The organism is Halobacteriovorax sp. HLS, from assembly GCF_004006665.1.
GTDB lineage: Bacteria > Bdellovibrionota > Bacteriovoracia > Bacteriovoracales > Bacteriovoracaceae > Halobacteriovorax.
In genome coordinates this window covers 20,780-34,706 of record NZ_QOCL01000004.1, presented here as the reverse complement: position 1 = coordinate 34,706, position 13,927 = coordinate 20,780, and the positions used below count along the sequence as shown (strand labels likewise).

At 36.1% G+C, this 13,927-nt stretch carries 13 protein-coding genes; 5 read left to right on the top strand and 8 right to left on the bottom strand.

What is annotated here, in order from left to right:
• The first annotated feature begins 155 nt into the window (after positions 1–155).
• Genes DPQ89_RS08440 through DPQ89_RS08430 form a run of 3 tightly spaced genes read left to right on the top strand, consistent with a single transcriptional unit; the run spans position 156 to position 2,999 of the window.
• Positions 156–1,826, top strand: a complete 1,671-nt coding sequence (locus DPQ89_RS08440) for a hypothetical protein (RefSeq protein ID WP_127716499.1) — start codon at positions 156–158, stop codon at positions 1,824–1,826.
• A 22-nt stretch (positions 1,827–1,848) separates the two neighbouring features.
• Complete coding sequence (locus DPQ89_RS08435; protein WP_127716498.1) at positions 1,849–2,238, top strand: thiol-disulfide oxidoreductase DCC family protein; 390 nt, start codon at positions 1,849–1,851, stop codon at positions 2,236–2,238.
• Between the two features lie 26 nt (positions 2,239–2,264).
• On the top strand, positions 2,265–2,999 hold the full coding sequence (locus DPQ89_RS08430) for a polyprenol monophosphomannose synthase (RefSeq protein WP_127716497.1): 735 nt from the start codon (positions 2,265–2,267) through the stop codon (positions 2,997–2,999).
• Between the two features lie 30 nt (positions 3,000–3,029).
• On the opposite strand, the gene DPQ89_RS08425 is transcribed toward DPQ89_RS08430, so the two are convergent.
• The 4 genes from DPQ89_RS08425 to ahcY form a co-directional block, all read right to left on the bottom strand.
• Positions 3,030–4,091 carry a hypothetical protein gene (locus DPQ89_RS08425; protein ID WP_127716496.1) on the bottom strand — a complete coding sequence of 354 codons (1,062 nt, stop codon included), beginning with the start codon at positions 4,089–4,091 and terminating at the stop codon, positions 3,030–3,032.
• Positions 4,092–4,182: 91 nt separating this feature from the next.
• A complete protein-coding gene (locus tag DPQ89_RS08420) occupies positions 4,183–4,854 on the bottom strand; it encodes a hypothetical protein (protein ID WP_127716495.1) in 672 nt (223 codons plus the stop codon).
• Entirely contained in the window at positions 4,854–5,294 is a 441-nt protein-coding gene (gene rpiB / locus DPQ89_RS08415) for a ribose 5-phosphate isomerase B (protein WP_127716494.1), read from the bottom strand. Before rpiB ends, DPQ89_RS08420 begins: the two co-directional genes overlap by 1 nt.
• Before the next feature lie 114 nt (positions 5,295–5,408).
• Positions 5,409–6,704, bottom strand: a complete 1,296-nt coding sequence (gene ahcY, locus DPQ89_RS08410; RefSeq protein WP_127716493.1) for an adenosylhomocysteinase — start codon at positions 6,702–6,704, stop codon at positions 5,409–5,411.
• A 157-nt stretch (positions 6,705–6,861) separates the two neighbouring features.
• Between ahcY and DPQ89_RS08405 the strand changes: the two genes are divergently transcribed.
• Together DPQ89_RS08405 and DPQ89_RS08400 are read left to right on the top strand one after the other, a co-directional pair.
• The gene (locus tag DPQ89_RS08405) at positions 6,862–7,791 is read left to right on the top strand and encodes a phosphotransferase (protein ID WP_127716492.1); all 930 of its coding nucleotides are present in this window, start codon (positions 6,862–6,864) and stop codon (positions 7,789–7,791) included.
• 2 nt (positions 7,792–7,793) lie between these two features.
• Positions 7,794–9,089, top strand: coding sequence for a class I SAM-dependent RNA methyltransferase (locus tag DPQ89_RS08400; protein WP_127716491.1), 1,296 nt, complete (start codon positions 7,794–7,796; stop codon positions 9,087–9,089).
• 4 nt (positions 9,090–9,093) lie between these two features.
• Here the strand turns inward: DPQ89_RS08400 and DPQ89_RS08395 are convergent, their stop codons facing one another.
• The 4 genes from DPQ89_RS08395 to DPQ89_RS08380 form a co-directional block, all read right to left on the bottom strand.
• Positions 9,094–9,924, bottom strand: coding sequence for a hypothetical protein (locus tag DPQ89_RS08395; protein ID WP_127716490.1), 831 nt, complete (start codon positions 9,922–9,924; stop codon positions 9,094–9,096).
• A gap of 48 nt (positions 9,925–9,972) precedes the next feature.
• Positions 9,973–11,688 (bottom strand): acyl-CoA dehydrogenase, encoded by a 1,716-nt coding sequence (locus DPQ89_RS08390; protein ID WP_127716489.1) that lies wholly within the window; start codon positions 11,686–11,688, stop codon positions 9,973–9,975.
• A 109-nt stretch (positions 11,689–11,797) separates the two neighbouring features.
• Positions 11,798–12,502 (bottom strand): hypothetical protein, encoded by a 705-nt coding sequence (locus tag DPQ89_RS08385; RefSeq protein ID WP_127716488.1) that lies wholly within the window; start codon positions 12,500–12,502, stop codon positions 11,798–11,800.
• Between the two features lie 227 nt (positions 12,503–12,729).
• Complete coding sequence (locus tag DPQ89_RS08380; protein WP_127716487.1) at positions 12,730–13,800, bottom strand: FecR domain-containing protein; 1,071 nt, start codon at positions 13,798–13,800, stop codon at positions 12,730–12,732.
• Between the last annotated feature and the right edge of the window lie 127 nt (positions 13,801–13,927).

Here is a 13,927-nt window from a genome sequence, read left to right as displayed (position 1 = left end):
AATAATTATTTGCAGTTAAACAAAAGACTATCACACTCAAAACTCATGGTAAATAGCTGTAATCACAGTATTCCTCTAAGTGGTTACATTTTCCCATGCAGTAATAAAACAGTCCCATGATAAAATTATAAAGTATTGAAATAAGGAATTTCTCCATGAAACTTAAATCGCTAATCATCTGCCTGAGCTTATTACTGAGTACTAATATCTACTCGCAGGCAATCACAAATACTAAGTACGGAGACAATGATCCGACTAATCTAACAGATCAAGATAAAGATCTTTCAGAGAACTTTATACATGATGGAAGAGTTCAAAGAATTTATGAAGAAGAATGTACTAAAGATGGTGAGACGGAAGAGGCCTGTCTAGGGGAAAAAGCTGATCCAAAAGTTCTCGGAATGAAAAGCTCCATGATTGGAATGCTAGCGAAGGCCTATACTATGATTATTGGTATGGGAGGTGTTGGCGGAGAACTCGACTCAGCTGTAGAAGAAGGTGCGGAAGAAGCTACAAAGAAAGGAACTGAAGAAGCTGCAAAGAAAGGAACTGAAGAAGCTGCAAAAGAGACAGCAGAAGACGGAGCCAAAGAAAAAACACAGAAAGATTATTGTAAATATATACCTGTTGCTACTGAAGCAATCGCTATGTTCAATACTACATCAGATCAAAAATCAATTGGTATGCTACCTCAAAGTGTTGAGACTGCTCAAAAAGACTCACTACTGAAGGCCGCAGAAAATCATGATAGCCGTGCTAAGACAGCTCAAATTCAAACTGCAGGATGGGGTGTTGGTACTGCTTGTTATGTAAGCATGATGACTTTCGGAGGAGCTGCTTGGGGAAGTTGGAGCAATGTTTTAAAACTTTCTGCCTCTGTTCTTCTTACAGGCTTCTACGCTAATCAAGTAGGTGCTCACAAAGACTATGCACAAAAAACAAGAGATGTTGCCAATAAGCTTCCTGGAAAAGGAGACTGTAACCCAATTACAGATAAGACTTGTTTTTGTACAGAAGAGACATCCAAGCAAAGGCCAGACTATGTTAAATACTGTAGGCCAGATCTCCACAATAGAAATATTCTTGTCACTTCTGAAAGAGTTACTTGTATTGATGAGAATATGAAAGAAGACCCTGCTTGTGCTTGTGCTCAAAGGGATACATGTGTCGATAAGAAAGTTATGACTACAATTAAAGGGTTTGGTGGAACATCTTTTGCGAACTCTCCTCTTCTAGGAGATTTTTCACAACTCTCCAGAGGTGAGCTAACAGCTAAGAGTTTAAACAACTCAAATAATACTTTGAATAATGCTATAGCGAAACTTAGAGAATATGATAGTAAGGTTCCAAAGAATAACTCCAATTTAAATAAGAGACAAAAAGAAGAGTTCAACTTACTTACGAAGATGGGTCTTCCTCCAAATATTGCAAAGAAATTTGCGACGACTCCAATGACTCCTGAAATGAAGAAGAATATGGCAAACTTCAATTCGGCCACAGGATCATCAAGTGGAATAAGAAGGTACTCTAATTCTAACTCTAGAAAACAAAACTCAAGTGTACTAACTTTCTCAGGTGGTGATGGAATAAACTCAGAAAAACCTTCAAAGAAATCTAGCTCATCAGACTTACTTCGAAGACTTGGACTGAATAAGAAGAAAAAGAGAAAGAACTCAAAAACAGCAGTTCTAAACTTTCCAGAAGGTTCCGACAAGGCATTAAATCAGGCCCAAATTTCTAATAATAAGAATAGAATTATTTTTGATATTATCTCAAGAAGATACCAGGTCTCTGGATGGAGAAGACTGGAATATATTAAGGATTAATATTTAACAAAGGCATAAGGAAATGCAACAAGCTATAGAATCCCCCCCTCCACTTCTTATATTTGATGGAGAATGCTCACTATGCAATCGATTCGCACATTCAATTAAAAAGTTTGAATCCACTTCACATATAGAAATAGAGTCGCTTCATAACGATGCAATTTATATAGATCATCCCTACCTAAGTAAGGAAGAGTGTGAAAAAAAGCTTCACCTAGTCATTGATAGAGACACCATCTTAGAAGGAGCGGCTGCAGTTGAGCACTTAATAAAACTAAACCCAGCCATCAAGAAAATCTCTTGGCTCATTGAGAGTGACGCAGGCCAAAAAGCGATGAATCTATTCTATAAATCCGCAAATGTTTACCGTGAATCATTGCTAAATAGATGCCCAAAATGTAAGAATAAATAACTAATTCTAAATTTTGGAGCAACGCTTTGTTACCTTTTAATAAGACACTTATAATTATTCCTACTTTCAATGAAATCGACAATATTGAAAGAATGATCACAACACTATTTGATATGCATAAAGGCGTATCTCTTTTAATTATTGAAGATGGCTCTCCTGATGGGACGGCCGATGTGGTTAAAAAATATCAAGAAAAGTTTCCTGAAAATTTACATATGATTCAAAGAACTGGAAAACTAGGTCTAGGAACAGCATATGTAACTGGCTTTAAATGGGCCTTAGAAAGAGACTATGAATTTGTCTTTGAAATGGACTGTGACTTTTCACATGATCCGAAGCAAGTTCCAGACCTACTTGAAGCTGCTCAAACAAATGACCTCGTTATTGGTTCTAGATATATTGATGGTATTAGAATTATTAATTGGCCGTTTAGAAGATTACTTCTTTCTTACTTAGCATCTATTTACACAAGATTTGTTACAGGAATACCTGTTAATGACACAACTGGTGGATTCAAGTGCTTCACAAGAAAAGCTCTTCAGTCTTTAAACTTGGATAATATAATTTCTAAAGGTTATATCTTTCAACTTGAACTTAATTATAAAGTTTGGAGCCAAGGACTTAGTGTTAAAGAAGTTCCTATTATATTCTATGAAAGAAGAGACGGTGAATCTAAGATGGCCGGAGGTATCATCTTCGAAGCTCTTTTTTCAGTCTTACAACTTAGATTTTATAAGATGATTGGAAAACTTAATTCATAATAAAAAAGCCGCTTTAACAGCGGCTTTTTTTTACCTATTTAATATATTTTGATCCCAAACTATATTAACAATAACTGGGTCTAGACCTTTGTTAAGCAGAGCATCCTTAAATGAATTAATATCTCTATGCATTACTCCTGCCGAAATATCCCATAGCTCTCTAAATCCGATATTAATATTTTCATTATCATTATTTAAATCAACCAGATCCCATAAGAATGAATACACTCTCCACTCATTCTTTGGACCGATACAAACATCGGCCGGAACATGCTCTATTTCTAAAGGGGCCCTTCTAGGTACCATATACTCAAATTTAGCATCTTCATCATCTAGATCAACACTAACCCATGCAGAGAAAAAGCTTGCCCAGCCTTCACTTAGAGCAAGAGCTGAGGAATAACACTCATCAATTCTATGGCTTCCGCCAGCACTACGACCTATTCGTGCTCTAGAATAAATCGCATGCCCAATTTCGTGCCCTACAACATCCCATTGATAACCCTTTGTTACATTTACAACTCCGTTATAGTAATCTCCATTAGCAGGGAAGCTAATTCTTACTTTACTCGTTAGAAAATCACCTAGACCTTCTTCATTAAACTTCTTAGTTATTTTATTAGAGATATTCCATATTCCAAAGAACTCTCCCCCAAGAGAGTCAAAATTAAACTTCAGAGTTAAGCTCTCACCACAAGTTCCATCAAAGAGTAATTCGTACTCTCGACCTTTTCTATTTTGAATACGAAACTTTTCAAGAGATAGTTTTGCTCTTCCTTGAAAAGAGCTCTGTGCCTCACAAGCTTCCCAAATAAACTCTTCATTAAGTGTAGAGCTAATTCTCTGCCTAGAGCCCATAGTTAAATCAAACTTAACTCCTTCTATAAGCTGCTCTTTACCATTTTTAACTAAAACAGCTCTTACTGAAATAGTGTTACGTCTAAGAATAGCTCTTTCTACAGAGTCTGCTCTAAAATAGTCCTGAGATTTTAAGTTCTTATTTATTAGGCCAGGAGATAAATCTGAATCATTTATACTTGCAAGCGTAGAGACAGAAAGTAGTAACAATACTACTGAGAAGATTGTTTTCATAAGACGTCCTTGTTTTATCTATTTAAGAATTCTATCTTCTTAAACATAAGTTCGTCATGACTCTTCAAATCAGCAGTATTTCTATCAGGTATTACCTTTCAAAAGATTTTCTAGAAAAGATAGCTCGATTTAGAGGTGAAAAAAGCATTAGAACAAAAATCCAAACTCCACCAAATTCTAGGATCTCTCCCTTTTTGCCACCTGCAATCAATTCAGTAAGCCCCACTAGAATGAGATAGGCTACAATATGAAAATTCTTTGGAAGAGGAATGGCCATCTTATCAATTAGATTTTTTATTTTTGAGACCTTTCTATACAAAACAGGAAGAATTAAAAAATATGTTCCAACTAAAATCCCCAAAATCGTACCAAAGACCAACTTATTAATTCTGGTCTCACCTATTACAAGATTGTGAAGATTCGTCTCTCCTTGGGAGTTATTTTTTAAGAAAAATTCTGAAGATTGAATATTGAATATTCTCTGCCCCCATGAAATCTCTTCACCCACTCCAAAAAGAAAAATCAAACCTAAGAAAATAGTACAAACTATAAATAATGGTGCTCGAAAAGGTTTTAAGATTTTAGCTCTATAGAAGCAAGCAATAGCTCCAACTAGAAGACCAATAACTGTTAACCACTCAACGATACCATCTTCTTTTACATAAAAGCCTTCATACCAAGTTAAGTTTGTATTAGAAGAAACCACACCAATTACAGCAACAATAAAGACGAATACGTACATCACTCTTTCTAAAGTAATCATTAAATATCCTCACCAATAGAATTGAACATCTCTACTCTATGAGCATGTCGTCCATTTTGAAATTCAGCACTTAACCATGCCTGCGTAATCTCTTTGATTTCTTCCATTGTATTGATTCTCGCTCCAACACAAAGAACATTGGAGTTATTGTGCTCAACTGAAAGTCTAGCATCCGTTGTACTTCTACATAAAGCGGCCCTAATCCCCTTATACTTATTAGCGACCATTGAAACACCTATACCAGATCCGCATAGGAGGATTCCTTTAACATTTTCGTGAGCAACACCTATAGCAAGGGCACTAGCAAAGTCTGGATAGTCACATCTTTCATTTTCATGAGTACCGACATCACCAATCTCATAACCTTTCTCAACAAGGTAGTTTTTAAGCTCTTCTTTTTCTTCGAATGCAGCGTGATCGCAGCCAATAAATAGTTTCATAATTTTCCAATCAGGGTGATTTGCCCCTGTAGCCTATTCACAAAACTTGCTTTAAATACGAGGGGCTAACGGAGCGTCAGATGACCTGCTAAAAGCAGGTCATGCCGCACGCGTTTAGTATCTGTAGTGATTTGGCTTATAAGGTCCTTCTACAGGAACACTTAAGTAATCCGCCTGAGATTGAGAAAGAGTATCAAGTCTTACACCAACTCTTTCAAGGTGAAGTCTTGCTACCTTTTCATCTAAATGCTTAGGAAGCATATAAACTTTATTTTCGTACTTATCAGAGTTATCCCAAAGCTCCATTTGCGCCATTACTTGGTTAGTAAATGAGTTAGACATAACAAATGAAGGGTGTCCTGTTGCACAACCTAGGTTAACTAGACGGCCTTCAGCAAGAAGAATAAGTCTTCTTCCATCTTTTGCAATATACTGATCAACCTGAGGCTTGATATTTACTTTGTCATAGTTTTTATTTAAGTGAGCTACGTCAATTTCATTATCAAAGTGACCGATATTTGAAATAATTGCATTGTCTTTCATCATATCAATATGATTTGCATTAAGAACATCATAACAACCTGTAGTTGTTACAAAGATATCACCAATTTTAGCAGCATCATTCATTGGCATTACTTCAAAACCTTCCATAGAAGCTTGAAGAGCACAGATTGGATCAATTTCAGTTACGATTACACGACCACCAAGTCCTTTAAGTGACTGAGCTGAACCTTTCCCAACATCACCGTAACCAGCAACGACACAAACCTTACCAGCAATCATAACATCAGTTGCTCTTTTGATACCGTCAACTAGTGACTCTCTACAACCGTAAAGGTTATCAAACTTAGACTTAGTTACAGAATCATTGATATTGATAGCAGGCATTTTTAAAGTACCTTTTTCAACTCTTTCATAAAGTCTATGAACACCAGTAGTTGTTTCTTCAGAAAGACCTTTGATTGCTTCAATCATTTCCGGGAACTTGTCGTGAACCATATTTGTAAGATCACCACCATCGTCAAGAATCATATTTAAAGAAGTACCGTCTGCCCATTTAAGTGTTTTTTCAATACACCAATCAAATTCTTCGTCGCTTAGACCTTTCCAAGCAAAAACAGGAATTCCTGCAGCAGCGATTGCAGCAGCAGCGTGATCCTGAGTAGAGAAGATATTACAAGAAGACCATCTTACTTCTGCACCTAGTTCAACTAGAGTCTCAATAAGTACTGCTGTCTGAATAGTCATGTGAAGACAACCAGCGATTTTCGCACCCTTAAGTGGTTTAGAAGCTCCAAACTCAGCTCTTAAAGACATTAAACCTGGCATTTCAGATTCAGCGATTTGTATTTCCTTTCTTCCCCAATCGGCAAGAGAGATATCTTTTACTTTGTAGTCAGTAAATTCCATTTAATCCTCCAGAATATTTATGTAAAAATCTCGAATAATATAACACTTAGGAGACCGTTGGAGCAAGAAACCTTTACCCATTAGATTGACCAAACACTTGAAAAAAGATAAAAAGTGGCCTATTCGACATTAGGACACAACGCAAAAAGGACACACTGTGGGAGACTACACTAAATTAAGCATAAATGACGCAAGTGAAATACTTGAGATCTATGCTCTTGGTCCTGCATCTGAGCTTAAATCTTTATCACTTGGAATCTCTAATTCGAACTACTTAGTTGTCTCAAACGACAGTAAGTACCTACTGAAAGTTTCAAATGACAAAGGTCAAGGGGATCTTGAAAAAGAGCAAGATATCCTCATGCTACTGCATAATGAAAATTTTGAATTATCCCTCACTCCCTTTACAACGATAGAGAATAAAACTGTCTACACATGGAAAGACTTCTTTGGAGTGCTTTATCCATTTGTTGAAGGAATTGCTCCAGGACCATGTGATCAAACTTGTTTTGAAATTGGAAGAGGACTTGCTCGGCTACACAAAGTAAAAGTAGATGAAACAAAAGTGAGAGCTCACAACGAAGTTGGTTTCGGTGGTGTTGAGATAGCTGAGTATATTAAAACTGATAGGTGTCCAGAAGACTTTAAAGAAATTGTTGAATACTTCTTTCCAGAGTCTCTAGATGCCTTTAATGCTCTAACATTAGAAAAAGGTATTATCCACGGTGATCTCTATTACGATAATACTTTATTTGATGCGAATCATCTTGCAGTAATTTTGGACTTTGAACAGGCTGGCTATGGAGAATACTTATTTGACCTAGGTATCTCTATTTCTGGAACCTGTCTTGAAAAGGATAGAATTAATAAGAACTTAATTAACTCTTACTTAAAGGGTTATGAAGAAATAAGACCTCTTTGTTCAATAGAAAAAGAGAACTTAAATTCGGCCATAGTACTTGGGCTCTTATCCATTTCTCGCTGGAGAATAAAGAGATTCAAAGAAGGAAAGCTCAATCCTCTCATGAGTGACAGCTATAAAGAACTTCTAAATAAGGCCAAACTATTTTGGGACGACAGGAATTAACAATGAACGATCAGAAAAAATTTAAAAAACCTTTTAAAGAAAAAAAGAAAGCATCTAAAAAGGTCGCTCCATATCAATCTAAGAAAGATCAGAAATGGTACTTTGCTTCTTGCCCAACAGGAATGGAAGAACTTATTCAAGAAGAGCTTAAAGAATATGGTGCATCTGGATTTCAAGAGTTCACGGGAGGAATTCGTTTCCAAGCAAAGAGTTGGAATCTTGTCGAGTTCATTTTAAATACAAGACTTGCAAGTAGAGTTTTCCAAGAAATACATCAGTATAAATTTTTCAACGACGAAGACCACTTCTCAATGGCAAAAGATAAGTGGTGGCATCATATATTTGAACTAAATCAAACATTTAAAATTTCAACTTTATTTGATAAAGATGCTTCAAAGTTTTTCAAAAACTCTATGGTTCAATCTTTAAGATTAAAAGATGCTATCGTTGATAGCTTCAGAGAAAATGTTGGGGCAAGACCTAATATATCAAAAGACTCGCCAGATATTTCCATTCTTCAAAGAATTGAAGGCATAGAAGGTCAAAAGGGTTGGTACAATAGAATTTACCTTGATTTATGTGGCAACCCTCTAAGTAATAGAGGTTATAGACCAAGAGGACATGAAGCTCCATTAAGAGAGAATCTTGCAGCAGCAATGATTCAAAGCTCAGACTGGAATAGCCAAGAAGATATATTCATTGATCCAATGTGTGGATCAGGGACTCTATTAATTGAAGCTCTATATCAAGCTGCAAAACTTCCTGGAAGTTGGTTAAAGCTAAATGCTCTATCTTCGGGAAGTACCGTTTATGATTTTCAAAATCACCTATGGTTTAGAAAAGAAAACCTTGATCAAAAGTTAATAGATTATGCAAATTTCTTACTCAAAGAAGGGCAAGCACGTGTTGACGAATTACCAGCGGGTCAATTCTTTGGAAATGACCTATCAGACAAATCTCTCAATATTGCTAGAAGCTCACTGAGATACGCTCTGTTTCCTGATGACTTAGTTGAACTGACACAAGGAGATGCCACTAAGTTAATGCCATTTGAAGAAGCTCCAGGAATTGTTATGACCAATCCTCCTTACGGAGAAAGAATTGGCCAAGAAACTGACCTTGTCGCCCTTTACCATGACCTCGGTGAAAACTTTAAGGCCAATTATAAAGGTTATAGATGCTATCTTCTAACTAGTGAACCTGAACTAAGAAAGGCGATTTCTCTTCAAACATCGATGAGAAAAGTTTTCTTTAACGGTGGAATTGAATGTAGGATGCTAAAATACGAGATTAGATAAAGCTTTACTCAGTACTAAATCTATCAACAAGCTTCATCGCCATATTAGGCGTAGAGTACTTCAATAAAGTATTTGAACTCATAACCTTATCTGTATGCTTATCTGATCTAGAAAAGAAGTAAGGTCCTATATCACTATCTTTGAGAAAGAGTGTATGACCTTTTCCGGAAAACTTTCTAGTTATAAATTCACAATCTAGAAAACAAATTTCTCTAATCATAAAGTTCTTTGCCACATAAACAATAATGCAGTACTCACTTAATTCAACGAGACTCTTTCTGATCTTAACGCCCTTAGGAGAAGAATGATCCCCCCAGTGAACAATGACTTCAACCCTCTTTGTTCCATCAAAGTAAAAATCAAATCCTCTTTGAGAAGTTGATTTTTTTTGATGTAATCCAAAGATACATTTTGCGTACCATTCTCCAAGTTGCACAGGCAGCTTCTTTCCATTCACTAAAATCTGCTGGCTTCTAAGAATTTGGTAACATTTATTCACTGTTTCAACAGCATCTAGAATTGATTTATTATCAGGCATACCCAGAATAGAAATTTTCTTGGCCTGGGCACGCTTTAATTTTCTTGAAAATTGTTTCTCAAACCATTTACTAAAAGCTTCTAATTCAAATAACTCTAGAGAGTCACAAACAAAACCTTTTTTTAAAATGAGAGAAGTTGACTCTATTCCTTTGATTTTCTTTTGTAAAAACTTCAAAGGAGCATAGATTCCAGTATTACCAATACGAACAAAGAACTCATCTTTATCATAGTCGGAGCTTCCATGAGTTGACTCATTAAACTGCTCGATAAATGTATCAAATTCTGATGAATCCATATTTCCCTAGTTCAAAATAATACAAAACACATCTTAACACTAATTGCCCTAAAGCTCTAGTTTCATTAAGTTATTTTCAAAATTTAATATGCTATTGCCTATACCAATATTTTTGACAAGCTGGTACTGACAAAAGATCTTAAAGTCGACTATTTTAGACTGGTAATATTTCTTCTCTTCTTCACTACATTCCGTGGCCATCTCTTTTTTTGCTAGAACGGCGTGCTCTAGAAGCATCCAAGCAACAACTAGATTTCCACAGTAATTGAGAAAGTCAGTAGAGTGAGAAAGTATATCTAACTCCTTTTTCTCTGCAACCATTTTAGAAAATCTTTTCAATATCTCCTCAGACATTTCCATCGACTTTCCAATCATCGAAGTTTCATGAGTAAACTCTTTTGCTTCAGGAGTTTCCATAACAGCTTGAATCTTCTTACCAACAGCAAAGAAAGTCTGCGCCTTATCTTTTAAAATTTTTCTCGTTACAAAATCGATTGCTTGAATTCCATTAGTACCTTCATAAATACTTGCAATCTTCGTGTCTCTGATAAATTGCTCTACTCCATACTCTGTACAAAAACCATAGCCACCGTGAACCTGAACTGCATCAACTGCAACATTGAAACCTTCATCCGAACAATAGGCCTTACAAATTGGAGTTAGTAGAGCAATCTCTTTGGCCGCTATTTCATCAGTATGTTCTAAATCAAAGAGATTACCCGTGTATAGAGTTAGGGCCCTCATTCCTCTAGATAGCGCTCTCATTTTTAAAAGTAGTCTTCTGACATCTGGAAGATTACAGATTTCAGTTCCAAACTGAACTCTTTCTCTGGCATATTGTTCAGTTAGCATATATGCCAAATTGGCCTGAGACTCTCCTTGTAATCCACAAAGAAGTCTCGCTTCATTCATCATAATGAACATATTTGCCATACCAGCAAACTCTTCTCCAATGAGCTCTCCTACACATTCCCCATCTTGACCAAATGTTAATTCACAAGTTGCCGAAGCATGAATCCCCATCTTTTCTTCTATCTTGGTACATGTAACATTATTGCTACTACCATTTTCAATATTAAATCTTGGAACAATAAATAGTGAAAGGCCTTTCGATCCTTTTGGCGCATTCGGCGTTTTAGCTAGAACGAGGTGAATATTATTTTCATAGAGATCACTCTCTCCAGAAGAAATAAATATTTTTACACCCTTTATTGAATACTTTCCACCTTCAATCGGAGTCGCAGTACTTTGTGCAGCTCCAACATCAGACCCTGCTCCGGCTTCAGTAAGACACATTGTCCCACCCCATTCACCAGACATCATCTTTGGAACGTATAAGTCTTTTTGCGCCTGTGTACCAACTTGATGAATCACATTCATGGCCCCTCTAGTAAGTCCGTAATACATTGAGAAAGCTACATTCGCTCCAATCGCAATTGAGTTGCAAGTAATAGAAACAGCATGTGGTGCAGGCATTCCTCCGATATCTTCAGGGTAACCTAGAGCATACCAACCATTTTCATAAAATTGCTTATTAGGACTGTGAAAGCACTCAGGAACAATAACCTTTCCATCAACAATCTTAACGCCTTCTTCATCCCCTTTCATTCTCGTTGGATAGATTTCATTTTCAGTGAACTTATTAAATTGAGAGATAATATCCTTTAGGTCATCTATTCCTAGATCAGTTGAATGATCTTGAACTTTATTTACGTTAAATAAGTTAAAATAGATATCTTGAAGATCTGTTTTAAATTGGGCCATATTCTAAATCCTTTTAAAATTAATACCAATTTATTATATGTCATTTTGGAAATTCTAGGCAGTGGAAAAAGTAGACAAAAAAAAGGAGAGCTTATTGCTCTCCTTTTTATTAGTAAACCGCAGTCGGGTTTTTAATTAATGATTTTGTTAGATCAATAATATAGTACTTATTATTAAATCTAAATCTGAAGACCTTTGAGCGCTGCTGATAGCTTGAGTTATTTCCTCCAAAGTAAGGAGAAATATCAACTGTCCCATTACTAGTTGTTGAAGTCACTCTAGTAAATCCTCCATAGTATGAATCATACTTCTCTACACTTGATGCGTTACTGATAATTGTCAGTAGTCCTGATCTAAGACTAGACATAGTATTACCAAACATATCATCACTTGCCGGTGCAGTATAAGTAAGACCATTGGCCGTAAAGTTTCTATAAATTGTTTCGCTGTCGCTTTCTAAAAATCTCCAATAAGCATAATTTACCTGAGCTTGAGACTTTTCTAATTGCTGCTGCATACAGTCTTGATAACCCCAACAAAAATCGAAGTTAAAGTTAGAACCTGAAGTTGAGTTTTTTGGAAATGAATATAATCCTGGCTCACTTCCTTCATCAAAGCGATTATTAGCAACTTCATTATAAAATTCATCTCTCGTTAGTGCTCCCTGACCTGGATTAGCATTAATAGTTCCAGTAATTGGGGTCGTATTAACTATCGCACCAGAATCAGTTTTATTTTTATCACTTCCACAAGAAGTAACTCCAAAAGCAATTAAGGCAGCCACCAAAAAATGCAAAGCCGTTTTAAGTTTCATATCTCTATCCTCCGTATTAACGAATAAGTTTTGTTCACTTATTAATAGAGCAATATGAGTGCCAAAATTAAGTACTAAGAATTAAGTACTTATGAGGTGACTAGAGTATAGAAAACTGTACGGTGACTAAAGTTTAGACAATTTATCATTATATTTATTTATTAGTGTGAAGAATTTAGTCGCTATCAAAGATGAGACGAAAGGCCTTCATTTGAAGGCCTATGTACTTATGGGGTGCTAGTTTGTCCGCTAACAGGATCAGTAATAGTTCCTGCATCAGGCTTAGTGTCAGTCGGGGCTATAGGCTTTGGTGCAGGCAGACTTCTTTGATCAATCTTAAAATTAGTTGAATCAAATTGAGTCTTCCTAATAAGAGTATTTTCTCTAATCAACTTTGACTTCAATTTGTTCTTATCCATGAATTTAATAGATGAACCTTCATCAATTGCTGGCCGAGTTTTGATATCCATTGTTTGTGGTTTTATATGTTGATTCATTTTATTACTAGGCCTGCTCGACTCTTCTTTATTCATCTGCGGCTTTAGATCGTTAGTTGCAGGTACTCTGATTTGCTCTTCTTTTGTTTTTTCAGGAGTCGTTTCGAACTTAATTCCCTTTGTTAATTTAGCATCAACACTTGATCTTACATCACTTAGAAAAACGTTCTTAATATCTTTTGAGCTCTTGGCCCTTGCAAATACTCTTCGGTCCATTCTTCTCATTTCACCTCTAACAGCAATTTTATCAATGGAGTTACCAAGAGAAGATTTATATACAAATCCTGGCTGCATCATGATCTTCTTAGTTACACCTTTGGCCTGGACTTCAAGAGAGCCAGAAAGAAGAGCGATATCTGTTGTGATCTTTCCTTCTAACTTATAAACATCAGAGAGAATTTCTGTTCCTCTAACTCCCATTGAAGCTGTAGGAGTCTTTATCTTAAGACTCCTTGTTGGTGCTTTTACAGTGAAAAGGCTTCTTAGTTTCCCTTTCGCCAAATTATATACGGCCTCTCTTTCAGACTTAGATTTGAATTCAAACTTCTCTAATGAGAACTCAGAATTAGGTCCAAGTTGAAAGATTGTGTCATCCTTCATCATAATTTTGATAAAACTTCTCTTTCCACTAACAAGCTTCGCTCCAACATAGAGATGATCACCCTTTTTTAGCGAAAGCTCTGCACCTTCATAATGGTTTAGGACGTCTCCGTGAATTTTTACAACGCGACCAATTGATTCAAGAGAAAGAGAGCTCAAACTTAATGCAAATAAAAAGAGTGTAAGTATAAAGGTCTTCATCTTCCTCTCCTTGAGGTTTAAAGATATGTCTTCTAGTTGATTCTACCGTGATTAGGGATCACAACATATTATCGGAAACTTAACGAAATACTTGAGAAAAAACCTCCATCTTTTTGGGTCACCTAAC

What these genes read in the sequence shown, in the direction of transcription:
- DPQ89_RS08435 (WP_127716498.1), top strand. Translation starts at nt 1,849, where the DNA reads ATGCAACAAGCTATAGAATCCCCCCCTCCACTTCTTATATTTGATGGA.
- DPQ89_RS08420 (WP_127716495.1), bottom strand. Translation starts at nt 4,854, where the DNA reads ATGATTACTTTAGAAAGAGTGATGTACGTATTCGTCTTTATTGTTGCT.
- DPQ89_RS08400 (WP_127716491.1), top strand. Translation starts at nt 7,794, where the DNA reads ATGAACGATCAGAAAAAATTTAAAAAACCTTTTAAAGAAAAAAAGAAA.
- DPQ89_RS08440 (WP_127716499.1), top strand. Translation starts at nt 156, where the DNA reads ATGAAACTTAAATCGCTAATCATCTGCCTGAGCTTATTACTGAGTACT.
- ahcY (WP_127716493.1), bottom strand. Translation starts at nt 6,704, where the DNA reads ATGGAATTTACTGACTACAAAGTAAAAGATATCTCTCTTGCCGATTGG.
- DPQ89_RS08385 (WP_127716488.1), bottom strand. Translation starts at nt 12,502, where the DNA reads ATGAAACTTAAAACGGCTTTGCATTTTTTGGTGGCTGCCTTAATTGCT.
- DPQ89_RS08395 (WP_127716490.1), bottom strand. Translation starts at nt 9,924, where the DNA reads ATGGATTCATCAGAATTTGATACATTTATCGAGCAGTTTAATGAGTCA.
- DPQ89_RS08380 (WP_127716487.1), bottom strand. Translation starts at nt 13,800, where the DNA reads ATGAAGACCTTTATACTTACACTCTTTTTATTTGCATTAAGTTTGAGC.
- DPQ89_RS08390 (WP_127716489.1), bottom strand. Translation starts at nt 11,688, where the DNA reads ATGGCCCAATTTAAAACAGATCTTCAAGATATCTATTTTAACTTATTT.
- rpiB (WP_127716494.1), bottom strand. Translation starts at nt 5,294, where the DNA reads ATGAAACTATTTATTGGCTGCGATCACGCTGCATTCGAAGAAAAAGAA.
- DPQ89_RS08425 (WP_127716496.1), bottom strand. Translation starts at nt 4,091, where the DNA reads ATGAAAACAATCTTCTCAGTAGTATTGTTACTACTTTCTGTCTCTACG.